Raw genomic sequence first — 24,377 nt, 5'->3', positions numbered from 1 at the left:
GTCCTCATGTCGTCGTCGCGCGCGGGTGCGCCGCTTTCCACGCCGCCATCAGCGTCGCCGTGTCGACCGCGGCATAGATCTGCGTGGTGGACAGCGAGGCATGGCCAAGCAGTTCCTGAATCGAGCGCAAATCGCCGCCACGCCCCAGCAGATGGGTGGCAAAGGAATGGCGCAGCGCGTGCGGGGTGGCGCTGTCCGGCAGGCCGAGCGCGCCACGCATGCGCTCCACCGCCAATTGCACGATGCGCGGCGAGAGCGGCCCGCCCCTCGCGCCGCGAAACAGCGGGGCCGTCGGCTCCAGGGCGTAGGGGCAGGCGCGGGCATAGGCGTCGATGGCCTCGATCACCGACGCCAGCACCGGCACCATGCGGGTCTTGCCGCCCTTGCCGTGGACGAGAATCTGGTCGCCACGCCCCGGCGCGGGCATGTCGCGGCGCATCAGCCCCAGCGCTTCGGAAATGCGCAGGCCGGAGCCGTAGAGCAGCGCCAGCACCGCCGCGTCGCGTGCCAGAATCCACGGCTCGCGCGCATCCCCCGCTCGCGTCGCCGGGTCGGCCAGTGCCCGCGCATCGGCCATGCCCAGCGGGCGCGGCAGGGTGCGGGGAACGCGCGGTCCGCGCACGGCGGTGAGCGCGCCCACCTTGCCCAGCCCCTCGCGCTCCAGATGCCGGCCGAAGGAACGGGCGGCGGCGAGAAAGCGCATCTGCGTGCGGGCCTCGATGCCCTCGGCGCGCCGCGCCGCGATCACCGCCCGCACGTCGCGCGGCTGCATCCGGGCGAGATCGGCCATATCGGGAAGATGACCAAGGTGGCGCGCCAGCACGCCGAGAAAGGTCCCGACATCCCGCGCATAGGCCTCGCGGGTCTTTGGCGAGAGCCTCCGCTCATGGCCGAGACGCCCGAGCCAGCCAGCGAGTGCCGTAGCCACATCCGGCGCCGCGCCGGCCAGCAGCCCGCGCTCGGCCCGCTCTGCCCTTTGTGCGTCCGTACTTGCCATGGCCTCTCCTCCGAACCCGGGGACATTCTTGGCAAGGGCGCGGTTAAGATTCGCCTTACCGGCTGCGCGGTTGCCCCGCCTCGACACAGCCGTACCACCCCGTTACGCTGCAACGCCTTCCCTCCCCCAACGCCATCATCTTTCCCATCGTCACACAAGCGTGGCCCTATCTTCAGGAGTCTTCCCGTGTCTTACGATAGCTACGTCGAGTGGAAGGGGTGGGACGGCGACAACTTCTCCAGATATGGCGCCAGCGAAGCGCTCTTTTACAACGCCGAGTTCGGGCATGTCGTCGACAGGACCAGAGGCGTTCAGCCGCGCGTGATTGAAATCGGTTTCGGCAATGGCTCCCTGCTGGGCTGGCTCCGGGACAATGGAGCCGTTGCCACAGGCATCGAGGTCCAGGATGAACTGAAGGAAAGGGCGCGGCAGGCCGGCTTCGCTGTCATCGACACGCTCGCGGAGGTGCCCGATGACAGCGTCGACATGGTCGTGGCCCTGGATGTCTTTGAACATGTCCGCTACCCCGACCTGCAACGCCTGTGCGAGGATATCCGTCGCGTCCTGAAGCCGAACGGCTATCTGATCGCACGCTTCCCGAATGGCGACAGTCCGTTTTCGATGCGTTTCCAGAATGGCGATGCGACCCATGTTCTCTACATCGGCGGCGCCCTGATCGCAGGGCTGATGAGCACAACGGGCTTCTCGGTCGACTCTCTCCGCGCGCCCTCCGAAGTACCAGTGGGCGTGAAGCAACACCTGATACACACCATCAAGTGTACCATGCGTTATCTTTTCCTGACATATGTCAGGCTCGCCTTCATGGGACCGGCAACGCCGAATACGTTTGCATTCAATTATATGCTTGTTGCGCGCAAGAAAGCAGCTTTGTCCTAGTGTCGGCAGTGTCTCAAGACACTACCCTAGTGTCCGACCGCGACAATAGGATGGTGGGGCCGGGATAAGGGCGGTGCGATCACGCGCGGGGCGGCACACCGTGCCGCGATGCGCTATGAAGTCTCTCGCCATGCTTGCCCCCGCCGATTCCCCCTCCCTGTTTCCCGCGCCGACGCGCGTGGTGGACGTGCTGCTGCCGCTTGCTATCGGCTCGGCCTATTCCTACCGCGTGCCGGAGGGCATGGAGGTAGCGGTGGGCGATATCGTGGTCGTGCCGCTTGGCACCCGCACCACGCTCGGCTGCGTCTGGCCGCGCCGGGACGATGCCGAGGTCGATACCGCCAAACCCGATACCGCCAAACCCGCCCCGGCCAAGCCGGTCGACCCCGCCAAGCTCAAGTCGATCCAGCGCCGGTATGACGTGGCGCCGCTGAACGCGCGGATGATCGCCTTCATCGAGTGGATCGCGGAGTACACCGTCACCCCGCCTGGCATGGTGCTGCGCCTTGCCCTGCGCCATGACGAGAGCGCCGGCATCGCCCGCGAGCGCATCGGCGTGCGCCTCACCGACCATCGCCCTGAGCGGCGCACCAAGGCACGTGAAAAGGTCATCGCTGCGCTGGAGGACGGGTTTGTCCGCGCCAAGAGCGAGGCGGCGAAGGAGGCCGGCGTGTCGCCCTCGGTAGTGGATGGGCTGATCGACGACGGCGCGCTGGAGACGGTGGTTCTGCCGCCCGAGCCCGCCGCAGAGCCGCCGGACCCCGACCACGCGACGCCGGAGCTGCTGCCGGCGCAGGCGCAGGCTGCCGCCCGGCTGGTCGCCTCGGTGAAGGCGCAGACCTTCCAGCCCTTTCTGGTCGACGGCGTCACCGGCTCGGGCAAGACCGAGGCCTATTTCGAGGCGGTGGCGCAGGCCATTCGCCAGGGTCGGCAGACGCTGATCCTGATGCCGGAAATCGCCCTCACCCAGGCGTTTCTCGACCGTTTCGCCCGCCGCTTCGGTGTACGCCCGGCGGAATGGCACTCGGCGGTGTCGACCAAGCGGCGCGGGCGGATCTTTCGCGGCGTTGCCTCGGGCGAGGTGTCCGTGGTGGCGGGCGCCCGTTCGGCACTGTTCCTGCCGTTCCGCGACCTCGGGCTCATCCTGGTCGATGAGGAGCACGATAGCGCCTACAAGCAGGAGGACGGCGTCCACTACCACGCCCGCGACATGGCGGTGGTGCGCGCCCGGTTGGAAGGGGCAACCATCGCCCTCGTCTCCGCCACACCCTCGATCGAGACCGAGGTGAACGCACGGCGCGGGCGCTATACCCGCCTTGCCCTGCCGGAGCGTTTCGCCGGCACCAAGGTGCCCCGGCTGGAACCCATAGACCTGCGCCGCGAAGGCCCACCGCGCGGCCAGTGGATCGCCCCGCGCCTCGCCCGCGAGATGGAGCGCACGGTGGAAGCCGGCGGGCAGGCGCTGCTGTTTCTCAACCGGCGCGGCTATGCCCCGCTCACCCTCTGCCGCGCCTGCGGGCACCGCATCAGATGCCCCTCCTGCTCCTCGTGGCTGGTCGAGCACCGTTTCCGCCGGCGGCTGGAATGCCACCAGTGCGGCTATGCCATGCCGGTGCCGAACGAGTGCCCGAACTGCCACGAGCCCAATGCGCTCATCCCCTGCGGCCCCGGCGTCGAACGCCTGCACGAGGAGGCGGCGAAGCTGTTTCCGCAGGCGCGGCTGCAGGTGCTCTCCAGCGACCTCGCCGGTGGGGTGGAGCGGCTGCGCGCCGAGCTAAGGGCGATCGAGGATGGCGCAGTCGACATCATCATCGGCACCCAGCTCGTCGCCAAGGGGCATAATTTCCCGGGCCTCGCCATGGTCGGAGTCATCGATGCCGATGTCGGCCTCGGGCACGGCGATCCCCGCGCCGCCGAGCGCACTTTCCAGCTGCTGCACCAGGTCGCCGGCCGCGCCGGGCGGCACGAGGTGGAAGGGCGCGCCTTTCTCCAGACCTACATGCCCGAGCACCCTGTGATGCAGGCGCTGGTGGCCGGCGACCGCGACGCCTTCTACGACCGCGAGATCGCCATCCGCGAGGAGGCGCATCTGCCGCCCTTCGCCCGGTTCTGCGCCCTCATCGTCTCGGGCACCGATTCCCACGCCGCGCAGGCCCATGCCCGCGCGCTGGCCGCCTGCTCGCCCGTCACCGACAAGGTGCGGGTGCTCGGCCCGGCCGAGGCGCCGCTGGCGCTGATCCGGGGCCGCCACCGCTACCGGCTGCTCGCCCGCTGCGAGCGCAGCTTCGACCTCTCGGCCTATGTCCGCGCCTGGATGGCGAGCGCCCCGCGCGCCGGCGGCAGCTTGCGAGTGGATATCGACATCGACCCCCAGAGCTTCGTCTAGAGCCCTTTCCGATCAGGGGAAATCATCTGATCGAGGAGAAAATGCTCATTCATCAATAAGCTGGACCATTTCGTGGTTGCGAAAGTCGGTCAACTTTCGCGGACAATGGCTCGAGCAGGGCAGGCCTCGTGCCGGCCGGCGGCGCCTGCCGCGTTGCGTCGTGACTTCGCGTCCCACTCCTGCTTTTGTGGCGGCGGCGGTAGCATTTACCGGCCCGGAAGAGCGAGCGGCGTCATGATGGGCCTTCCTTTCTTCGGATTCTGCGTTGCCCTGGCCTTCGCGGCAATGGGCCGAAGGGCTCTCGCCGTCGCCGCCGGGCTGGTGTCGATCGGCGTGCTGCTGGCGCTGTTCAAGCTGCACGTCACCTCCGCGCTCGACATCGCGCTGTGAGGGCCGCGCCATGAACAAGCCGACCATGGGGACAGAGGATGCCCCCGGCCTCCTGACCCCGGACCTTTCCCGCCTGCTCAATGCGCTCGGCCTCCTTGCCATCGGCGCCGTGCTGCTGGCCGCTTTCTACGACCAGTTCATCGGCGGCGAACTGCCCTGCCCGCTCTGCCTCCTGCAACGCGCCGGCTTTGTCGGCGTCGGCGTGGGTCTGGCGCTGAACCTTAAGTTCGGCCCGCGCCCGAGCCACTATGCCATCGCCATGCTGTCCGCGCTTGCGGGCGACGTGGTCGCCGTGCGGCAGATGCTGCTGCACATCGTGCCCGGCTCGGGCAGCTTCGGCGCGCCTTTCCTCGGCATGCATTTCTACAGCTGGGCGGCACTGCTGTTCATTGTCATCGTCGGCGGCTGCGCGCTGCTTCTGCTGTTCGACCGGCAGTTCGCCCCCGTGCCCCGGGTCTACCGGCTCGGCGGGCTGGCGCTTTTCGCCTTCGCGCTGATCGCCCTGCTGGCCCTTGGCAATGGCGTCTCCACCGTGCTGGAATGCGGCGGCGGCCTGTGCCCGGACGACCCGAACAGCTACCTGATGTTGGACGACGAGCCTCCCGCCGCGGCGCCGGCGCCCTGAGAGCGGGTGTGGAAGACCGCCCGGGCCGAAGGCTTCACCACCATTGACGAAGGCTCGCGCGGCGCCTAGCTTCCCGGCCATGATGATCGCATCGACGATGAAGGCGCGAATTAGCGCGGGACGGCGAATTCGCCGCCCGGCCGACAGGTTCGGCCGGGTTTCCTGACGCACGCCTTCCCGATTCCTCGTCATCATCGGACGCTCCCATGACTGCCGGTCTTTGCCGCCATCGCCTCGTCGTCGAGGCGGATGCCCATCCCAATCTCATGCTCCGCCTGCTGGAGCCCTTTGCCATCCACGATGTCCAGCCCACCCGCATCCGGCTCGACGGACCGGCGGATGGAAAGATCGACCCGGCCCATCTCGGCACGCTGCGGGCGGAGATCGCCTTCGTCGCGGCTCCTGAAATCGCCGAGCGCCTGTGGGCGCGGATCGACGTCATGGTGCCGGTGCGGAACTCCCATCTCGTGTCGAGCGCCTCGGGCGAGATCGCGGCCTGATCGATGCTGACCCAGCTCGGCGCCATCGCCCTTGTCGTGGCGCCGGTCTTCGGCCTCATCGGGCTTGGCTTCCTCGCCTCGCTCTCCGGCCATCTGCGCGAGCGTGCCGCCGAGGGCCTGTCCGAATATGTGTTCGGGCTGGCGGTGCCGGTGCTCATCTTCAAGACCCTGGCCGAGGCGGAGTTGCCCCGGGAGGGCCAGCCCTGGGGCTACTGGATCGCCTATTTCACCGGCGCCTTCCTGGTCTTCGCCCTCGGCATGGTCGCGTCAAAAAAGCTGTTCGGGCGCGGCCATCTTGAATCGGTGATCCAGGGTTTCGCCTCGGGCCAGGCGAACACGGTGTTCGTCGGCGTGCCGCTCATCCTCCAGGCTTTCGGGCCGGAGGGGGCGGTGCCGCTGTTCCTGCTCGTCGCCGTCCATCTGCCGATCATGATGGTGCTGGCCACGGTTCTGGCCGAAGGCGCGGCGGCCGGCGTCTCGGTGACCACGTTCAAGCGGCTGGGTCGGATGCTGACGCTCAACCCGATCCTGCTCGGCATCTATGCCGGCGGCATCGCCAAGCTCACCGGCTATGTGCCGGGCGGGGTGTTCAAGCAGACGCTGGACATGCTCGCCGCCTCCGCCGTGCCCTGCGCGCTGGTCTCGCTCGGCCTCGCTCTGCACCGCTATCCCATTCGCGGCGACATAGGCCCGGCGCTCCTCATCTCGACGCTGAAGCTCGGCGTGCACCCCGCCATCGTCTACGCTCTCACCCGCGTTCTGCCGATGCCGCCGGTCTGGGCGGACGTGGCGGTGGTGTTCGCCGCCATGCCCTGCGGCATCAACGCCTATCTGCTGGCCCATCGCTACAAGGTCGGCATCACCGCCTCGGCCAGCGCCGTTTCCCTGTCGACAGCGGCAAGCCTGTTCACCGTGACGATCTGGTTCCTGATCCTGGGCGTGAGCTGAGCTACGCGCCGCTCAGTTCAGCTTCATGCAGTTGGCGTAGAAGGTGGTGGTCGCCGGCCAGTCCGAGAACACGCCGATCACGCCGATATCGCGGGCGAGCACATCGAGCAGCGCCAGCGCATCGCCGTCGCGGTCGATCACCGGCTTGACCGACTGGTAGTAGTAGCCGCCGCCCGTGTCGAGCGGGCCGGAACGCTCCAGCGACCAGCCGATGAGGCCGAGCCCCGCCTTCTTCGCCTCCTGCGCATAGACGGAAGGCACGATCCTGCCGTCCTTGTGCGTCACCATCATCCACAGCGGCGGGGCGAGGATCTTCACGCCCTTGTCGGCCAGTTCCTGCATGGAGGGCTGCCAGGTCTCCGGCTTCATGTTGTCGAAGCCCGTGCTCCCCTCGTCACGCCCGTCGAGATAGACCGCCTGGGCGCCGAAGGCCGGCTCGGCCTTGAGCCAGTAGAGCACGTCGTCGAGGCGGAAGGACTGGGCATAGACATCGCGCGGGTCGACGCCGGCGGCCTTGTACTCGTCGATCATCTGCTGGGCGTAGTTCTCCTGGCTGTAGCCGCCCTCGAAGGGCATGGCGACCTCGGGGGTCTTCAGCTCCGGCGTGAACTTCAGGCCGAGCGCCTTCACCAGCTCGATATACTCCTTGTGCGAAATCAGCGTCGCCCGGTTCACATAGAGGTCGGTGCGCCAGCCCGGCGTGCCGTCCATATAGTCCTGCGCCGTCACCCCGCGCGGGTTGAACCCGTCCATCTTCGGCCGCAGCGATTTGAACTCGGCCAGCGTCAGGTCGCTCGTGCAGCACTTCGCGCTCGCCTTGCGCCCGGTGGCGTGGTCGGCCGGCTGGAACCCTTCCGAGCATTTCGCCGCGAGTTCCGGCCGGGCGAGAATGTCGGTCGTGGTGTGCAGGTCGCACTGGGCATGGCGGCACACCAGCTCGCGGTCCTTCGTGAAGGCGACGTCGCATTCGATCACGCCGGCGCCCATGCGCGCGGCGGCGATGTAGCCCTCGCGCGTGTGCTCGGGAAACTGCAACGGCGCGCCACGATGGGAGATGGAGAAGTTCTTCGCCGTGAACGGACCCTTGCACTGGGCCAGTTGGTCCTTCAGTGCCCCGTCCTTCATCTGGTCGACGAGATAGAAGGGGCGCGGCCCGATCTCGATGCTGCCCATTTCGGCCACCGCCGGGGCGCCAATCGCCAGCGCGAACAGGGCCGTGGCGAGGGTCCGGAGGGTGGAACGCAAAGGCGCGCGCAAAGCGAGGAACATGGACACGGCGTTCTCCTGTCGGCTCGGACGGTACGTCTTGGCTATCCCCGGCCGGTGACAGGGGTTTGACGCAGGCTCGCTAAACGGACGGTGGGTCGACCGCCTGCGGCCAGCGCATCAACGCCTCCTGCCCCGCCGGGGTGAGAGCATAGACGCCCCGCTCGGTGCGGGCGAACCAGCCATAGACATTGTCGAGCAGGATCTTTCCGGCATCCGGCGCACGCGGGCGCAGGTCGCGCGGGCGCGCCGGCCCCGCTGCCAGCGCCGCCGCGCAGGCCAGCGCCTGCTGGCGATAGGCGGTCATGATCGGCACCCGCGAGCCGCCCCCCACCGCCGGGTCGCCCTGCCGCCGCCTGTGCTCGGCCACCAGTTTCGACCGCCGGCGCGGGTCCTTGCGCGGCATCGGCGCGTCCGGGGCGACGAGAATGGTCACGTCCCCCGCCGGCGACACCACCAGCATGCCGAACCCCAGTCGGCGGCAGAGATTGCGGAAGCGCGAATCGCTCTCGCGCCCGCCTCCGCGCAGCGAGGCCCGAGCCGCCAGCCACACTTCGTCGCCAGCGCCGGCCCGGTGCACCGCCTGCAGCACCAGCTCCAGATTGAACGTGAGCTTCAGTTCGCCGATCACCACCACCGGCGTCTCGTCGTCGGAGAGCGCGACCAAGTCGCAGCCGCCGATCTCCCCCTTCACGGTGAAGCCGCGGTCTTCGAGAAAGCGCTTGATCGGCAGATAGAGCGTGGTCTCCAGGGTCGGTACTCCGGGCTCGAACTCAGGAACGGCGCGGCGCGCGCGGCGCCGTCGGAGAACTGCTTCCCACGCGCTTCTCGGCCAGCCAGATGACATGGCGGGCGCCGCTCTTGCCATGGGCACGCACGCGGGCTTCTTCCACCGCGAAGCCGGCCCGGCGCAGGGCTGTCGTGAAGCCGCTGTCCGGCGCCGAGGACCACACCGCCAGCACCCCGCCCGGGCGCAGCGCCGCCCATGCCGCGCCGAGCCCTGCGGGGCTGTAGAGCCCGTCATTGGCCGCCCGTGTCAGCCCGCCCGGCCCGTTGTCGACATCGAGCAGGATGGCGTCATAGGCGGCCCTGCCCTCGCCGATCAGTCGGGCGACATCGCCCTCGAACAAAGTGACGCGCGGATCACTCAGGCTGTCGCCGAAAATCTCCGCCATCGGCCCGCGCGCCCAGTCGATCACCGCCGGCACAAGCTCCGCCACCACGATCCGCGCGTCGTCGCCCACCTCGCCCAGCGCGGCGCGCAGGGTGAAGCCCATGCCGAGCCCTCCGATCAGCAGCACCGGCGCGGGGCGGGCGCCGAGGCGGGCGCAGACCAGCGTCGCCAGCGCCTTCTCCGAGCCGCTGAGGCGGCTGTTCATCAGTTCCGTCGCCCCGGCCATGATGGAGAACTCGTCGCCCCGGCGCTTGAGGCGCAGTTCACCGAAGCCATCGGGCACTTTGGCGGTATCGAGCAGGGTCCAGGGAATCATCGGGCGTCTCGTCGCGAAGCAGCCCCTTCGGTACCGCCGATCAGGCCCACCGGGCAAGGACGCCCGCGCGGGACGAGCGCCTCCGCGCTAGAACCCCGCCCGCCGCCGCACCTCGGCAGGCGTCATTCCCTCCGCCCGCAGCGCGGCGAGGCTTTGCGAGCCGATGGATTTCGACAGCTTGCACCCTTCTGCGTCCAGCAGCAGGGCGTGGTGGGTATAAAGCGGCGCGGGCAACCCCAGCAGCACCTGCAACACGCGGTGGACCGAAGTCGCCGCCTTCAGGTCCGCCCCGCGCACGACATGGGTGACGCCCTGCAGCGCATCGTCGACCACCACGGCGAGGTGGTACGCGGTCGGCACCTCCTTGCGGGCGAGGATCACATCGCCCCAGGCGAGCGGATCGGCGGCAACCCGCTCCGCCGCGCCGCTGGCCGCGTCGATCTCCCGCCAGCCGAGCGGCCCGGTCATTTCCACCGCCCGCGCCACCGCCTGACGCATGTCGAGGCGGAACGCATGGGGCTCCCCCGCCGCCACCCGGCGGGCCCGTTCCTCCGCGCCCATAGCGCTGCGGGAAAAGGGAAACAGAGGCGCCCCGTCCGGGTCGCTCGGCCAGCCCGGCCGGCCCGCCACCACGCGGCGGATGTCGCCCCGGCTCTCGAAGCTGGCATAGACGAGGCCCAGCGCGTCGAGCCGGGCCAGCGCCGCTTCATAGTCGGCAAAATGTTCGGATTGCCGGCGCACCGGCGTCTCCCACTCCAACCCCAGCCAGCCGAGGTCCTCGAAGATCGCCGTCTCGAAGTCGCGCCGGGAGCGGACAGGATCGATATCCTCGATCCGCAGCAGCAGGCGCCCGCCGCCGTCTCGCGCCAGCGCGTCGTTCAGCAGCGCGGAGCGCGCATGGCCGAGATGCAGCAGGCCATTGGGGCTCGGCGCGAAGCGGAAGACGGGTGACGCCATGACGGGCTCAGCGCGCCGCCACCACCGCGACGCCCGCGCCCACCATCACCCCGCCGGCTGCCCGGTTCACCCGGCGCACCACGGTCGGCGTGCGCAGCAGACGGCGCGCGCGGCCGGCAAGAACGACATGGCCGCCCACGACCACCGCCTCCACGACGAGAATGATGGCGGCAAGGCTCGCCAGTTGTCCGGTCGTCAGGGAGGACCCGACCACATTCGGCAGCAACGCCACATAGAAAAGCGGCATCTTCGGATTGCCGAGATTGAGCGCGACGCCGGTCGCAAACACCGGCAGCAGTCCGCGTCGCTCTACGGCGGGCTGCTGCGCGGGCACCACGGGTTCCGCCCGCCAGAGACGCACCCCCATCCAGACGAGCCAGGCGGCACCGGCATAACGCAGCGCCGTCATCACCCAGCCCATCTCCTGCGCGATGAGCGACAGGCCGAAGGCGGCAAGGGTGAGGAAGATAAGCACGCCGGCCACCGTACCGGCCCCATAGGCGATGCCTGAGGCCGCGCCATGCGACAGGGTGCGCGCGACGATGGTCATGTTGTCAGGCCCGGGACTGGCGGCGAAGACGAAAAAGGCCGCCGCGAAGGCGAGCAGCGTCGAGAATTCCATGGCCACCGTCCCGATCCGAGCCGCATCCGGGCGCAAGGTTAGCCGCTTCGCCGCGCCCCGTAAGCTCAGAACTGGCGCGCCACCATCATCTTCTTGATTTCGGCGATTGCCTTGGCCGGGTTCAGCCCCTTCGGGCAGGCCTTCGCGCAATTCATGATGGTGTGGCAGCGATACAGCCGGAACGGGTCTTCGAGGTCGTCGAGCCGGTCGCCGGTGGCCTCGTCGCGCGAATCGATCAGCCAGCGATAGGCCTGCAGCAGCGCGGCGGGGCCGAGATAACGGTCGCCGTTCCACCAATAGCTCGGGCAGGAGGTGGAGCAGCAGGCGCAGAGAATGCACTCATACAGCCCGTCCAGCTTCTCGCGGTCGCCGCGCCCCTGCCGCCATTCGCGTTCCGGCGCCGGCGTCTCGGTGTGCAGCCACGGCTCCACCGAGGCGTGCTGGGCGTAGAACTGCGTCATGTCAGGCACGAGGTCTTTCACCACCTGCATGTGCGGCAGCGGGTAAATCTTCACCGCCGAGGCGTCCACCTCGTCCATGCTCTTCAGGCAGGCCAGCGTGTTGGTGCCGTCGATGTTCATGGCGCAGGAACCGCAGATGCCCTCGCGGCAGGAGCGGCGGAAGGTCAGCGTCGGGTCGATCTTGGTCTTGATCCAGATCAGCCCGTCCAGCACCATCGGCCCGCAATCGTCGCGGTCGACATAATAGGTGTCGACATGCGGGTTCTTCCCGTCATCCGGGTTCCAGCGGTAGATCTTGTACTCGGTCAGCCGGTTGGTGCCGGCCGGCTTGGGCCACACCTTGCCTTCGACAAGCTGCGAGTTCTTCGGAAGCGTGAGCTGGACCATGGCGAGCGATCGTTCCCCGGCTCAATACACCCGCTTGCGCGGTTCGATGTACTGGATGTCGTTCGACAGCGTGTAGGTGTGCACCGGCCGGTCGTCGAGGCGCACGGTCTGCGTCTCGAAGTCCATGAAAGCCAGCGTGTGCTTCATCCAATGGGCGTCGTCGCGATCGGGATAATCCTCGCGCGCATGGGCGCCGCGGCTCTCGGTGCGGGCGGCGGCGCTTTCCATGGTCACGCTCGCCTGCGCGATCAGGTTGTCATATTCCAGCGTCTCGATGAGATCGGAATTCCAGATCAGCGAGCGGTCGGTGACGTCGATGTCGCTGGTGCCGGCAAACACGTCGGCGATCAGCTTGCGGCCCTCTTCCAGCACCTCGCCGGTGCGGTAGACCGCGCAATTGTTCTGCATCACCTTCTGCATCGACAGGCGCAGCTCGGCGGTGGGCGTGCCGCCATGAGCGTTGCGGAAATGGTCGAGCCGGGCCAGCGCGAGGTCGGCGGAATCGGCCGGCAGCTCGCGCTGCTTGTCGCCAGGGGTCAGGATGTCGGCGCAGCGCAGCGCCGCCGCGCGGCCGAACACCACAAGGTCGGTCAGCGAGTTGGAGCCGAGCCGGTTGGCGCCGTGGATGGACACGCAGGCGCACTCGCCCACCGCCATCAGCCCGGGCACCACATGGTCGGGGTTGCCGTCCTTCTTGGTCACCACCTCACCGTGGAAGTTCGTCGGGATGCCGCCCATGTTATAATGCACCGTCGGCAGCACCGGGATCGGCTCCTTGGTCACGTCGACGCCGGCGAAGATCTTGGCGCTCTCGGAAATGCCCGGCAGGCGCTCATGCAGGATCGCCGGGTCGAGATGGTCGAGATGCAGGTAGATGTGGTCCTTGTTTTTGCCCACGCCCCGTCCCTCGCGGATCTCCATGGTCATGGAGCGGGAGACGACGTCGCGCGAGGCGAGGTCCTTGGCGGAAGGGGCGTAGCGCTCCATGAAGCGCTCGCCTTCGGCATTGGTGAGATAGCCGCCCTCGCCGCGCGCGCCCTCGGTGATCAGGCAGCCCGAGCCATAGATGCCGGTGGGGTGGAACTGCACGAACTCCATGTCCTGCAGCGGCAGGCCGGCACGCAGCACCATGGCGTTGCCATCGCCCGTGCAGGTATGGGCGCTGGTGGCGGAGAAATAGGCGCGGCCATAGCCGCCGGTGGCAAGGATCACGGTCTGCGCGCGAAAACGGTGCAGCGTGCCGTCATCCATCTTCAGCGCGACGAGGCCGCAGCAGCGGCCTTCCTCGTCCATGATCAGGTCGAGGGCGAAATACTCGATGAAAAATTCGGCCGAATGCTTCAGCGCCGCGCCGTAGAGCGTGTGCAGGATGGCGTGGCCGGTGCGGTCGGCGGCGGCGCAGGTGCGCTGCGCCGGGGTCTTGCCATAGTCCACCGTCATGCCGCCGAAGGGGCGCTGGTAGATGCGGCCCTCCTCGGTGCGCGAGAACGGCACGCCCCAGTGCTCCAGCTCGTAGACGGCGGCGGGCGCGTGGCGCACCAGATATTCAATGGCGTCCTGGTCGCCCAGCCAGTCCGACCCCTTCACGGTGTCGTACATGTGAAAGCGCCAGTCGTCGGCGCCCATATTTCCCAGCGAGGCGGCGATGCCGCCCTGCGCCGCCACGGTGTGCGAGCGGGTCGGGAACACCTTGGTCACGCAGGCGGTGCGCAGCCCGGCTTCCGAACAGCCGACCACCGCGCGAAGGCCCGCGCCGCCGGCGCCCACCACCACCACGTCATAGGTGTGGTCGGTGATCGGGTAGGCGGATGTGAACGACGCACCATTGGCGGCGCCAGTGGCGGAAGTGGTTCCGGCCATGGGGTCAGCCTCCGAAACTGATCTTGAGGACGGCGAAGGCACCGGCGCTGCCGACCGCAATGGTGAAGAACGTATTGGCGATCAGCGCGAGCACCTTCATTCCTTCCGCAGGCAGATAATCCTCGATCACCACCTGCATGCCGATCCGCATGTGGAAGCAGACCGAGAAGATCAGCAGCAGCAGCACGATGGCCACCAGTGGATGGCCGAGAATGGCGAGGGTCTGCGCCTGCCCCTGTCCCGCCGCCCATATTACGATCGGCAGGGCGATCAGGATCAGCAAAAGATTGGCGAGCGCGGTCACGCGCTGCAGCCAGAAATGGCCGGTGCCGGAGCGCGCGGAGCCGAGGCCGGCGACGCGCCGGCGCGGGGTGCGCATGGAAGAACCCGGGGACACGCTCATGGGTCAGCCCTTCACCAGCCAGATGACGATCCACAGCACAGCGGTCAGCGCGATCGACCCGCCGATGGTCAGCTTGGCGAACAGTTCGCGCGGCCCAGGGCCAAAGCCCGCGCCGGTGTCCCAGACGAAATGGCGTATGCCGCCGATGGCGTGGTGGATCAGCGCCCAGCTGTAGCCGACCAGCACCAGAAGGCCGAACCAGCTGCCGTAAATCCCGTTCACCAGGGAAAAGGCCCGCTCGGAACTGGCGGCGGCGAGCAGCCAGACCACCAGCAGCGGCGTGCCGAAATACAGCGCCATGCCGGTGATGCGATGGACGATGGACATCATCATCGTCAGCATCGGACGGTAGATTTGCAGATGTGGGGAAAGGGGCCGCTCGGCCGCTCCTGCCATGTCGGTGTCCCAGATCACTCAGGAATGTGGTGTGTGCGTAACCGAAACGATTGCAGTTCGCAATCATTCCAAAGGTGGCGTCTATCGTTCCTCCCGCCGCGCTCCGCTTTCGGGTTGCGCTGCAGCAAGGGCACCCTAGCGCATCGCACCGGCCCAGCGCACCCCCCTTTTCGGACCCGGCAGCGGGCCGGCAAGCCCCGCGAAAGCCGGCGCTGACGGGCTGTTAACCATCTTTGCCTTTTAATTGACTGAAATCCGCCGTCAGTAGGGGCGCGCGGAACCCGCGCATTCGAGGTCGCGTTGTCCATGCTTTTTGCGAAACCCAGCTGCCTGCTTGGCGCAATACTGACGCTGCTCGTCGCCCTCACGGGCCCGGCCGCCTCCCCGGCAGCTGCGCAGTCGCGGGATTCGCTCCGCACCCTCGTCTCCGGCGGCCTCACCCGCGAATACATCCTGCACCTGCCGAAGAATGCCCCGCCCGGCCCGCGGCCGGTGGTGATCGCCCTGCACGGCGCGCTTCAGCCGGCCGGCATGATGCAGCGCTATCTCGATCTCGACGCGGTGGCCGACCGCGAGGGCTTCGTCGTCGCCTATCCCAAGGGGCTCAACCTTTTGTGGAACGACGGCCGCAGCTCCATCGCCGGCTTCATCCCGCTGCTGCACAAGCGCGACGATGGCCGCTTCGTCCTCGATGTGCTGGAGGCGCTGGAAGCCGAGGGCATCGCCGATTCCTCCCGCGCCTATCTCATGGGCTTCTCCAATGGCGGCTTCCTCACCGCCTTCATCGCCTGCCGCTACGCCGAGCGCTTCCAGGCCTATGCGACACTGATGATGACGGTGCCGAAGGACTATGCGGAAAGCTGCCGGCCCTCAAAGCCGGTGCCGATCCTGCTGATGAACGGCACCTATGATCCCATCGTGCCAATGTTCGGCCGCCCCACCCCCGGCGCCCGGCTGATGTCCGCCAATGATTCCGCCGCGCTGTTCGCCCGGCTCGACGGCTGTGCCGCGCCCGAGCGCACCAGCGCCCCGCATGCCCGCATCACCCGCTGGAACGACTGCGCCCCCGGCGGCGCGGTCGCCTATTACGAGGTCGCCGGCGGCCACCAGCCGCCCTCGCAGTCGACCGATGCGGTGGACGCGCTCGCCTCCGTGCTGCTCGGGCCGCGCCGCAGCGGGCTCGATGCGCCGGAGGAGATATGGACGTTCTTCAAGCGGTTCGGCGGCGCCCCTGCGGTCGAAATCGCCGGCCGGGCACCCGCCGCCCCCGCGTCCAGCACCGGCGCCTCCGCCTCGACCGCGCTCTCGCTGACGCCTGTCCCGGATCCCCGCGCGATCCGGCGCGAGCCGGCCACGCTGGCCAATGCCTGGGAGGGCATCGTGCCGGAGATCAACGGCACGGACGCCAGCGCCCCCGCGCCCACCGCCTTTGCCGCCCAGGACCCCGCCCCCTCGCTCACCCGGCCGATCGCGCCCGGCGCGCCGCTGCCGTTGCAGGCCGGCTTCGTGCGCGCGGGCTTCGTGCAGCCGGGTATGGTGCAGGGGATGGGGACCGCTCCGCCGACCCTGCTGGCGCAGGTGCCGTTGCCCCCGCCCTCCCCGCTGCGCGCACGCGCCGCCAGCGCCCAATAGGGCAGTACCGCGCGCCCGCTCGGCGGGCGTCCGGTGTCCCTTCCCAAGCGCCCTCCCGAGCCTGCTCCCACTTGGCCATCGCCATCCTTTCGCCGTGAGCCGGCTCTACATCGGCCCCCGCCCGTCGGCGGTCCTGTCGATTCGCCGGCGCGGCGGGTTGACGGGCGCGGTTGACGGCGGCATCGTCGCCTCCCATCCGCGCTGGGGGTATTTTAAAACCTCCGACGCCATCGCGTCCGGCGGACGCCACAGGAAACAGACGTGCCGGAGCCGGTCGCCGACCGCGCGGCGAGCATGTCGGGAAAAGGCGGGGAAAGCCTGTTGGAGACGAGGCGCGGACTGGCAAGCGTGAGGCGCTCCCACCTCGCGGCGTTCGATCTCGGCGACGAGCCCCCGCTCGGCGTCGACGGTGACGCCGAGGAGCCGATCAACCGCCGCCGCATCTCCATTCGCTGGCTCATGGCCACGCTGCTCACCGGCATTTGCGGCGCCGCCCTCATGGGTGGGGCGGTCTATGCCGCGCTCGATGGCGAATACCGCTTCGCCCAGTCGCCGGAAACCGTGCGTTCCGCCCTGCGCGGCGCGCTGGCCGCCGGCGAGCGCCCGTCCAATGTCGCCCGCAAGGGCGACCGCATGTCGATCCTCTCCGAAAGTTTCAGCGCCAAGCAGACGCTGCGCCTCTCCACCACCGTCAAGGATGGCGACCGCGAGGTCATCCGGGTCCGCGCCGTCACCAAGGTGGCGACCAATCTTGCCCAGGGCGTCACCTCCGCCTCGGTCGACGTGCCGCGGTTCAACCCGGCCAAGCTGATCGCCGAATCGACCAGCGATGAGACCGAAGCGGTGCAGGCCGAGCCCACCGGCGACCTCACCATCGTCCTGCGCGACATCGGCGCCCTCGCCCCGAGCACGAAGTTCGCCGCCGAGCTGCCGATGGAAGACGTGCTGATGAAGGTGCGCGAGACCGCCGAGTTCAGTTTTCCCACCGCCGACGCCCGCGCCCCGGCCTTGCCGGGCCTGGGGATGATGGCCTATGCGCCCTCCGGTTCCGCCGATCCGCTGAACGCGCTGCAGCAGCCCGACAACATGTCGGCGGTCGACAAATCGGCCGACGACGCCTCCGGCGGCAATGACTGGTCCGAGCGCACCGTGGTGGCCAAGGCCGGCGACACTGTCGCCTCCGTGCTTATCGATCTCGGCGTGCCGGAAGTTGCCGCCAACGGCGCCGCCCGCGCCTTCGGCACGCGCGAGCTGGCCGGCAAGCTCGCCCCCGGCCTGCGGCTCAAGGTGCTGCTCGACAACGCCACCGAGGGCGCGATGCCGCTGCGCGTGGCGGTGTTCGGCGAGAGCGGCCATCAGGGCACGGTGGCACTTTCCGACAGCGGCACCTTCCTGCCGGTGCAGGAGGCCAGCGACACCCAGGTCGCCGATCTCGCGCCCGAGGATGGCGACGAGGAAGCCGGCGGCGGGCGGATCACCCTCTATGACAGCATCTGGGAGACCGCGCTGCGCCACGAGGTGCCCCGCCCGGTCATCGAGAGCATGATCCGCGTCTATTCCTTCGACGTCGACTTCCAGCGCCGCGTGCGCGCCGGCGATTCCTTCGAGGTGCTGTTCGAGCCGGACGAGGCGGGCGGCGCCGGCGGCGTGCTCTATGCCGGCCTCACCGTCGGCGGCGAGGAGCGGCGCTACTACCGCTACCAGACGCCCGACGACAGCCTCGTCGACTTCTATGACGATGGCGGCAAGAGCGCGAAGAAGTTCCTGGTGCGCAAGCCGCTCTCCGGCGGCCAGCTGCGCTCCGGCTTCGGCATGCGCCGCCACCCGATCCTCGGCTACAGCCGCCTGCATTCCGGCGTCGACTGGTCCGACCGCACCGGCACCCCGATCTATGCCGCCGGCAATGGCGTGATCAAGAAAGCCGCCTGGACCTCCGGCTATGGCCGCCGCATCGAGATCCAGCACTCCAATGGCTACGTCACCACCTATTCCCACCAGTCCAGCTTCGCCAAGGGCATCCGCGAGGGGGTGCGCGTACGCCAAGGCCAGCTCATCGGCTATATCGGCTCCACCGGCCTCTCCACCGGCGCGCATCTGCATTACGAGGTGCTGGTGAACGGGCGCTTTGTCGACCCGATGCGTATCCGCCTGCCGCGCGGGCGGGCGCTGGACGGGCGCATTCTGGCCAGCTTCGAGAAGGAGCGCGCCAATATCGACGCACTTCTCAACCACAGCAACGCCCCGCGCGTGGCCGCCAGCGCTGCCAGCGCTGCCGAGACCAACTGATGCTCGACGGTCCGCGCCTCGCCCCGCAGGCCGGCGGCCCCGCCACCGCGCTGGTCGTGCTGCTGCACGGCTATGGCGCCGACGGTCGCGACCTGATCGACCTCGGCGAGTACTGGGCGCCGCTGCTCCCGCACGCCACCTTCGTCTCGCCCCATGCCCCCGAGCCGCTCGCCGTCGCCCCGGTCGGCCGGCAATGGTTCGGCTATACCGAGCGGGACGACCGCGAACGCTGGGCCGGGGTCCAGCGCGCGCAAGCCGCGCTTGACGCTTTCCTCGACGCCGAACTCGCCCGGCTGAACCTGCCGGGTTCGCGCCTCGCTCTGGTCGGCTTCAGCCAGGGCACGATGATGGCGCTGCACACCGGCCTGCGCCGTACGGTCGCGCCCGCCGGCATCGTCGGCTTCTCCGGCATCCATGTCCTGCCGCCCGAGCGGGGCATGGCGGAATTCGACGCCGAGATCGTCGCCCGCCCGCCCGTGCTGCTGATCCATGGCGACCTCGACCAGGTGATCCCGCCCATGGCGCTGCCGCGCGCGGTGGAAAGCCTGCAGCGGCAGGGCATCGCAGTGCGCGCGCACCTGTCCAACGGGCTCGCCCATGGCATCGACGCCACCGGCCTCGCGCTTGCCGGCAGCTTCCTGACAGAGGTGCTGGCCTGAAGCCTGCCGCACTGCGGCGAATTGCCGGCCGGCGCTTCACAAGACTGACACGCTCCCTATAGAGTATCGCCGTGCGTCACGCGGCGCCGACTCAAGCGGCCGTGCTGACGCTCCTGACAGGGAGCGAGCGTTGACGGCGACTTTGTCTCCGGGTGCCTGGCCTGCCCTCGTGCTCAACGCCGATTACCGGCCGCTGAGCTATTACCCCTTGTCGGTCTGGGCGTGGCAGGACGCGATCAAGGCGGTGTTCCTCGACCGGGTGAATATCGTCGAATATTATGAGCGGCAGGTCTCCAGCGCGACCTTCCAGATGCGGCTGCCGAGCGTCGTCTCGCTGAAGACCTTCATCCGCCCCTCGCGCCAGCCCGCCTTCACCCGCTTCAACGTTTTCCTGCGCGACCGCTTCACCTGCCAATACTGCGATTCGCGCGAGGACCTGACCTTCGATCACGTCATCCCGCGCTCGCGCGGCGGCCAGACGACGTGGGAGAACGTCGTCGCCGCCTGCTCGCCCTGCAATCTGCGCAAGGGCAGCCAGATGCCTGAAGCCGCGCACATGCTGCCGCGACAGAAGCCCTACCAGCCCAACGTGTTCGACCTGCACCAGAACGGCCGCCACTTCCCGCCGAACTACCTGCACGACAGCTGGATGGACTATCTCTACTGGGACACCGAGCTGGACCCGTGAGCGGAAAAATCGTCATCCCGGAAGGACCGCAGGCCCTGTCCGGGATCGCGTGCAGGAACGCTCACGCCTTTGCCGTCGCGCCCCACATCGCCACCACCACCAGCGCGCTGGCGATGAAAGCGTTATAGCCGGCGAGCGACAGGCCGAGCAGGCGCCACGGCGCCTCGTCGCAGCGCACCACCCGCGCGCCCTGGAGCTGGCCCAGCAGGTCGCCCCCGCCAAGCGCCGGCCCGGCGCCGGAACAGGTGTCCGGCCCGGCCCAAAAGCCCCATTCCACGCCGGCATGATAGACCGCGAGGAAGGCGCCCAGCGCCATCAGCATGCCGCAGAGCCCCAGCGCGACCCGCGCCGGCCCTTCCTTGCCGAGGAGCGCGAACACGCCGCCAATCAGTGCCACCGGCACGGCGATGTAATAGGGAATGCGCTGTTCGAGGCAGAGCGGGCATGGCGCCAGCCCCACCACCAGTTGGAAATACCACGCCCCGGCCAGCGCCCCGGCGCTGGCGAAGGCCACCACCAGCGCCGCCGTCACCTGGCGATTGCGCACCGCCCGGCGAGCGGCGGGCGAGGGGGCGGCGGCGTGTGGGGCGACAGGCGTGGACATCATTGGCGGGCACCGATCTCGAAACAATCGCGCCAGTACTAGCCGCTTGGCCCGCCGGCGCAAATGGGGCCGAACATCACGTCTGCCCGAGGCCGGCGCACGGCAGCCAACGCCTCACCCTGCCCGTCATGCCAAGGCGCGAACCTCCCGCCAGTCCCGAAGCATGTCCCGCGCCTCACGCCAGCGCGAAGCGCAACGCCCGCGCCATCGCGGAGGGCAGGATCGAGGCATGGTCCTCCCCCGCCATAAGCTCGGGCATGTCCCGCGCCTCACGCCAGCGCGAAGCGCAACGCCCGCGCCATCGCGGAGGGCAGGATCGAGGCATGGTCCTCCCCCGCCATAAGCTCGAAGCGCACCTCCGCCGCCGGGCCGAACGCCGCCGCGGCCCGGTCGGCAAAGCCCCGCGCCCGGTCGACCATCGCCCGCCGCGCCCGCCGCGCCGCCATCTCGCCCGCCTCCGGCCGCAAGGCCTGCCAGGGGGCGAGCGCCTGCTCCCACTCGCCGACGAGCATGGACAGGCGCGGCGGCCGTTTCCGCGCCAGCGCGAGGCCCTCGACAAGCCGCGCCTCGTCCCACCAGATCGAAGGGCTTACCGCGACATAGGAGCGGAAGGCGGCGCTGTTGCGCGTCATCACATCGAGCGTGAACCAGCCGGCCAGCGAATGGCCGAACAGCGTCTGCCGCGCCGGGTCGAGCGGAAACCGCGCCGCGAGATGCGGCTTCAGCACCTGCTCTATGAAGGCAAGGAAGGCGTCGCGCCCGCCGGTCGGCCGGGCACTGTCCTCCGCCCCTGGCCCGGCCGTGTAGTCGACATGCCGCCGCACCCTCGCATCGTCGCCCTCAGGATACCCGATACCGACCAGCATCATCGGCGCGATGCCGGTCGCCTGCGGGCGCACCGCGCCGCGCCGCAGCACCTCGGCAAAGGTGGCAAAGCCGGCATTGGCGTCGAGCATGAACAGGGCGGGAAAGCCGGCGGCCGGCGCCTCGCCCTGCGGCCGGGCAAGAAAGATCCGCCACGGCACCCCGCCGCCGGGCGGGGCGAGGTCGAACCATTCGGCGTCGGGCAGTGTGACGGGGTTCATCGAAAACGCCGCAGGAGAAGGGAGGACAAGGGGGCGCCGGGAAACCCCGACCCTCCCCTCTTGCCCCAACAGGCCCCCGGCGCCAAGCCCGCCGGCATCCCCGAGCGGGAAGACAAGGATGCCCGGACCAGACCAGGGCATGACGGCGAGGGAGGCGAAGAGGCGGGAGGCGCAGGATGGGGAGGCAAAGGACGGCTCCCCTTCCCCCTCTCCCCGTCGGGGACGGGGCCGCCAGCGGCGGGAGCCTGGGTCCTTCGAGGCTCGGCTGTTCCGAGCATCTTAGGATGACGGGGAAGAAGAAGGACGCTGCCGGCGCCTCGCTACCCGCGCTGCGCGCTGCTCTTCACCTCTCCTCGACGGGGAGGTGAGGAGCAGCGCCCGGAGAGTCCTCGATAGGCTGTCCGGAAGGACAATACGGCAGGGCGCTGCTCGCTTTAGCGAAGTACCGACCAGTGATATGGCTTGTGTATGGACGTCTTCGATTGGTTGACCGGCTGGTATCAGGCCCAATGCGATGGCGATTGGGAGCACAGCTACGGTGTGCGTATCGACACCCTCGACAACCCAGGCTGGACGTTGACCGTCGACCTTTCCGGAACCGACTGCGACGGCCAGACACTCAATCGAATCCAGCATAATTACCATCACCCGACTGACTGGTGGACCTGCTGGACAGAAGACAACCTGTTTCGGGGGGCCGGCGGCCCGCTGCATCTTCGTTCGCTGGTGGAAGCGTTCCGCGCCTTTGCGATTGATAGCCCTCCGAAGGACCGCCCCACACTGGAACCGTTCCAGAAATTTCTGTGACCTGGCAGGAACTTGACCCGCCTTTGCGGCTCATGCAGAACCCAGTGCTGCCCCATGCCGGTCGGAGATCGTATGCGCCCGCCCTCTGCCCCAGCCGGTCCCCAAGCCGAGGTCCGCCACGCCTCCCATGCCGGCGAGCGCGCGGCTTATGCCCGGCTGGTGCGCCGTCGCATCCTCCTCGTTGCCGGGCTCGGCGCGCTGATGCTGGTGGCGCTGCTGTTCGACATCGCGACGGGCCCCTCCAACCTTCCCCTTGCCGATGTCGTGTCCGGCCTGCTGAACCCCTCCGGCCTCGACGCCCCCTCCCGCGTCATCATCTGGGAAGTGCGCCTGCCTTATGCGCTGATGGCGGTGCTGGTGGGGACGGCGCTGGCGCTGGCCGGGGCAGAGATGCAGACCATTCTCAACAACCCGCTGGCCAGCCCGTTCACCCTCGGCGTGTCTTCCGCCGCCTCCTTCGGCGCGGCGCTGGCGCTGGTGCTGGGGGTGAGCCTGCCGCTGATCCCGGCCGACTGGAACCTGCCGGCCTTCGCCTTCATCTTCGCCCTTGGCTCGGTGCTGATGCTGCAGGCCATGGCCAATCTGCGCGGCACCGGGGTGGAAACGCTGGTGCTGTTCGGCATCGCGCTGGTCTTCACCTTCAACGCGCTGGTGGCGCTGGTGCAGTATGTCGCGAGCCAGGAGGCGCTGCAGCAGCTGGTGTTCTGGAGCATGGGCAGCCTCTCGCGCGCCAGCTGGGACAAGCTCGGCGTGCTGGCGCTCGTCATCCTTGCCGTCGTGCCGTTTTCGCTCAAAGCCTCCTGGCGAATGACGGCGCTGCGCCTTGGCGAGGACCGGGCGCGCTCCTTCGGCATCTCGGTCAGGCAACTGCGCTTTTTTTCGCTGCTGCGGGTGAGCCTGCTGGCCGCCACCTCGGTCGCCTTTGTCGGCACCATCGGCTTCATCGGGCTGGTGGCCCCGCACATTGCCCGCCTCCTGGTCGGCGAGGACCACCGCTTCTTCCTGCCGGCCTCGATGCTGGCGGGTGCCGTCATCATGTCGCTCGCCTCGGTCGGGTCGAAGCTCATTGTGCCCGGCGCCCTCCTGCCGGTCGGCATCGTCACCGCGCTGGTCGGCGTGCCCTTCTTCATGGTGCTGATCTTCGCCCGGCGGGAGCGGCTGTGATGGCGCCGCTTCTCACCCTCGACGGCCTGTCCGTGTTCTATGGACGGCGGCCGATCATCGAGAATCTGAGCCTGACGCCGATTACCGGCGGCGGCGTCACGGCGCTTATCGGCCCGAACGCGGCCGGCAAGACCACGCTGCTGCGCGCGCTCGCCGGGCTGGTGCCGGCGAAAGGATCGATCCGGCTGGTTGGCATGGCAAGCCCTGCCCACCCCCTCGAACTCACCGGCCTGCCCGTTTCGCAGCATGCGCGGCACGTCACCTACATGCCGCAGGCGCTGCCCCAGCGCGTGGCGCTCACCGTGTTCGAGGCGACGCTCTCGGCGCTGATGTCGGCCCGCAGCGACGTCGTGCTTTCCACATCCGAGGCGCAGGCGCGCGCGCTGGAAACGCTCGAACGGCTTGGAATCCTCGATCTTTCCCGGCGCGGGCTCGATGAGCTCTCCGGCGGCCAGCGCCAGCTCGCCAGCCTCGCCCAGTCGCTGGTGCGCGAGCCCACCGTACTTTTGCTGGACGAGCCGACCAGCGCGCTCGACATCCACCACCAGATGCGGGTGATGCAGCTGGTGGCGGAACTGGCCCGCGAGCGCTCCATCATCGTGGTGATCGTGCTGCACGACATCGCCCAGGCCGCCCGCTATTGCCAGCGAATCGTCGTTCTGGAACATGGCGTCGTTGCCGCCGATGGCCTGCCGGAACAGGCCATCACCCCGCAGATGCTGGCGCGTGTCTACAAGGTCGAGGCCCGTGTCGAGCCCTGCTCGCAGGGCTTCCTGCAGGTCATCGTCGATCGGGCGGCCTAGAGCATTTTGGAGCGAAGTGGGTCCCGGTCCGCGTGAAGGAAATGCCTTAAAACAGAAACCTGGA

Annotated in this window: 25 protein-coding genes; 13 read left to right on the top strand and 12 right to left on the bottom strand. The window is 68.8% G+C overall.

What is annotated here, in order from left to right:
- Nucleotides 1–4: 4 nt before the first annotated feature.
- Nucleotides 5–997 (bottom strand): tyrosine recombinase XerC, encoded by a 993-nt coding sequence (locus tag EV667_RS18430; protein ID WP_131836784.1) that lies wholly within the window; start codon nt 995–997, stop codon nt 5–7.
- A gap of 186 nt (nt 998–1,183) precedes the next feature.
- Here EV667_RS18430 and EV667_RS18425 point away from each other — a divergent pair, with 186 nt between their 5' ends.
- From EV667_RS18425 to EV667_RS18405, 6 genes are all read left to right on the top strand, one after another.
- Entirely contained in the window at nt 1,184–1,894 is a 711-nt protein-coding gene (locus EV667_RS18425; RefSeq protein ID WP_165901647.1) for a class I SAM-dependent methyltransferase, read from the top strand.
- A gap of 115 nt (nt 1,895–2,009) precedes the next feature.
- Nucleotides 2,010–4,280 (top strand): primosomal protein N', encoded by a 2,271-nt coding sequence (locus EV667_RS18420; RefSeq protein WP_245516250.1) that lies wholly within the window; start codon nt 2,010–2,012, stop codon nt 4,278–4,280.
- A 234-nt stretch (nt 4,281–4,514) separates the two neighbouring features.
- Nucleotides 4,515–4,670 (top strand): DUF5993 family protein, encoded by a 156-nt coding sequence (locus EV667_RS22630; RefSeq protein ID WP_165901646.1) that lies wholly within the window; start codon nt 4,515–4,517, stop codon nt 4,668–4,670.
- A 10-nt stretch (nt 4,671–4,680) separates the two neighbouring features.
- A complete protein-coding gene (locus EV667_RS18415; RefSeq protein WP_131836782.1) occupies nt 4,681–5,295 on the top strand; it encodes a disulfide bond formation protein B in 615 nt (204 codons plus the stop codon).
- 206 nt (nt 5,296–5,501) lie between these two features.
- On the top strand, nt 5,502–5,795 hold the full coding sequence (locus EV667_RS18410) for a hypothetical protein (protein WP_131836781.1): 294 nt from the start codon (nt 5,502–5,504) through the stop codon (nt 5,793–5,795).
- 3 nt (nt 5,796–5,798) lie between these two features.
- Entirely contained in the window at nt 5,799–6,743 is a 945-nt protein-coding gene (locus tag EV667_RS18405; RefSeq protein ID WP_131836780.1) for an AEC family transporter, read from the top strand.
- Between the two features lie 12 nt (nt 6,744–6,755).
- On the opposite strand, the gene EV667_RS18400 is transcribed toward EV667_RS18405, so the two are convergent.
- The 9 genes from EV667_RS18400 to sdhC all read right to left on the bottom strand — a co-directional run bounded on the left by EV667_RS18400 (nt 6,756) and on the right by sdhC (nt 14,585).
- Nucleotides 6,756–8,012, bottom strand: a complete 1,257-nt coding sequence (locus tag EV667_RS18400) for a glycerophosphodiester phosphodiesterase family protein (protein WP_131836855.1) — start codon at nt 8,010–8,012, stop codon at nt 6,756–6,758.
- A gap of 79 nt (nt 8,013–8,091) precedes the next feature.
- Nucleotides 8,092–8,760: a DUF2161 domain-containing phosphodiesterase gene (locus EV667_RS18395; protein WP_207907804.1), complete on the bottom strand. Its 669-nt coding sequence runs from the start codon at nt 8,758–8,760 to the stop codon at nt 8,092–8,094.
- A 22-nt stretch (nt 8,761–8,782) separates the two neighbouring features.
- Complete coding sequence (locus tag EV667_RS18390; protein ID WP_131836778.1) at nt 8,783–9,499, bottom strand: spermidine synthase family protein; 717 nt, start codon at nt 9,497–9,499, stop codon at nt 8,783–8,785.
- Nucleotides 9,500–9,586: 87 nt separating this feature from the next.
- Nucleotides 9,587–10,456, bottom strand: coding sequence for a tRNA glutamyl-Q(34) synthetase GluQRS (gene gluQRS, locus EV667_RS18385; protein WP_131836777.1), 870 nt, complete (start codon nt 10,454–10,456; stop codon nt 9,587–9,589).
- Nucleotides 10,457–10,463: 7 nt separating this feature from the next.
- Nucleotides 10,464–11,078, bottom strand: coding sequence for a LysE family translocator (locus EV667_RS18380; RefSeq protein WP_131836776.1), 615 nt, complete (start codon nt 11,076–11,078; stop codon nt 10,464–10,466).
- 65 nt (nt 11,079–11,143) lie between these two features.
- On the bottom strand, nt 11,144–11,926 hold the full coding sequence (locus EV667_RS18375; protein WP_131836775.1) for a succinate dehydrogenase iron-sulfur subunit: 783 nt from the start codon (nt 11,924–11,926) through the stop codon (nt 11,144–11,146).
- A 21-nt stretch (nt 11,927–11,947) separates the two neighbouring features.
- Nucleotides 11,948–13,786, bottom strand: coding sequence for a succinate dehydrogenase flavoprotein subunit (sdhA, locus tag EV667_RS18370; RefSeq protein WP_131836774.1), 1,839 nt, complete (start codon nt 13,784–13,786; stop codon nt 11,948–11,950).
- Nucleotides 13,787–13,790: 4 nt separating this feature from the next.
- Nucleotides 13,791–14,189, bottom strand: a complete 399-nt coding sequence (gene sdhD, locus EV667_RS18365; protein WP_131836773.1) for a succinate dehydrogenase, hydrophobic membrane anchor protein — start codon at nt 14,187–14,189, stop codon at nt 13,791–13,793.
- Nucleotides 14,190–14,192: 3 nt separating this feature from the next.
- A complete protein-coding gene (sdhC, locus tag EV667_RS18360) occupies nt 14,193–14,585 on the bottom strand; it encodes a succinate dehydrogenase, cytochrome b556 subunit (protein WP_131836772.1) in 393 nt (130 codons plus the stop codon).
- A 306-nt stretch (nt 14,586–14,891) separates the two neighbouring features.
- On the opposite strand from sdhC, the gene EV667_RS18355 reads away from it, so the two are divergent.
- From EV667_RS18355 to EV667_RS18340, 4 genes are all read left to right on the top strand, one after another.
- Nucleotides 14,892–16,217, top strand: a complete 1,326-nt coding sequence (locus EV667_RS18355) for a CE1 family esterase (protein WP_131836854.1) — start codon at nt 14,892–14,894, stop codon at nt 16,215–16,217.
- A gap of 261 nt (nt 16,218–16,478) precedes the next feature.
- Nucleotides 16,479–18,503, top strand: coding sequence for a M23 family metallopeptidase (locus EV667_RS18350; RefSeq protein ID WP_245516249.1), 2,025 nt, complete (start codon nt 16,479–16,481; stop codon nt 18,501–18,503).
- Nucleotides 18,503–19,162, top strand: a complete 660-nt coding sequence (locus EV667_RS18345) for an alpha/beta hydrolase (RefSeq protein WP_131836771.1) — start codon at nt 18,503–18,505, stop codon at nt 19,160–19,162. Before EV667_RS18350 ends, EV667_RS18345 begins: the two co-directional genes overlap by 1 nt.
- Before the next feature lie 130 nt (nt 19,163–19,292).
- Nucleotides 19,293–19,850: an HNH endonuclease gene (locus tag EV667_RS18340; RefSeq protein ID WP_131836770.1), complete on the top strand. Its 558-nt coding sequence runs from the start codon at nt 19,293–19,295 to the stop codon at nt 19,848–19,850.
- A 61-nt stretch (nt 19,851–19,911) separates the two neighbouring features.
- Here EV667_RS18340 and EV667_RS18335 read toward each other — a convergent pair whose 3' ends face one another.
- Nucleotides 19,912–20,457 carry a disulfide bond formation protein B gene (locus EV667_RS18335; RefSeq protein ID WP_245516248.1) on the bottom strand — a complete coding sequence of 182 codons (546 nt, stop codon included), beginning with the start codon at nt 20,455–20,457 and terminating at the stop codon, nt 19,912–19,914.
- 266 nt (nt 20,458–20,723) lie between these two features.
- Nucleotides 20,724–21,539 (bottom strand): alpha/beta hydrolase, encoded by an 816-nt coding sequence (locus EV667_RS18330; RefSeq protein ID WP_131836769.1) that lies wholly within the window; start codon nt 21,537–21,539, stop codon nt 20,724–20,726.
- Between the two features lie 468 nt (nt 21,540–22,007).
- On the opposite strand from EV667_RS18330, the gene EV667_RS18325 reads away from it, so the two are divergent.
- The 3 genes from EV667_RS18325 (at nt 22,008) to EV667_RS18315 (ending at nt 24,313) form a co-directional block, all read left to right on the top strand.
- Nucleotides 22,008–22,346 carry an immunity 53 family protein gene (locus EV667_RS18325; protein ID WP_131836768.1) on the top strand — a complete coding sequence of 113 codons (339 nt, stop codon included), beginning with the start codon at nt 22,008–22,010 and terminating at the stop codon, nt 22,344–22,346.
- 72 nt (nt 22,347–22,418) lie between these two features.
- Entirely contained in the window at nt 22,419–23,510 is a 1,092-nt protein-coding gene (locus EV667_RS18320; RefSeq protein ID WP_131836767.1) for a FecCD family ABC transporter permease, read from the top strand.
- Nucleotides 23,510–24,313, top strand: coding sequence for an ABC transporter ATP-binding protein (locus EV667_RS18315; RefSeq protein ID WP_131836766.1), 804 nt, complete (start codon nt 23,510–23,512; stop codon nt 24,311–24,313). Before EV667_RS18320 ends, EV667_RS18315 begins: the two co-directional genes overlap by 1 nt.
- Nucleotides 24,314–24,377: the final 64 nt, after the last annotated feature.

The sequence above is a fragment of the Ancylobacter aquaticus genome (assembly GCF_004339465.1).
Classification (GTDB): domain Bacteria; phylum Pseudomonadota; class Alphaproteobacteria; order Rhizobiales; family Xanthobacteraceae; genus Ancylobacter; species Ancylobacter aquaticus.
This window is presented reverse-complemented; position numbering and strand designations above follow the sequence as displayed.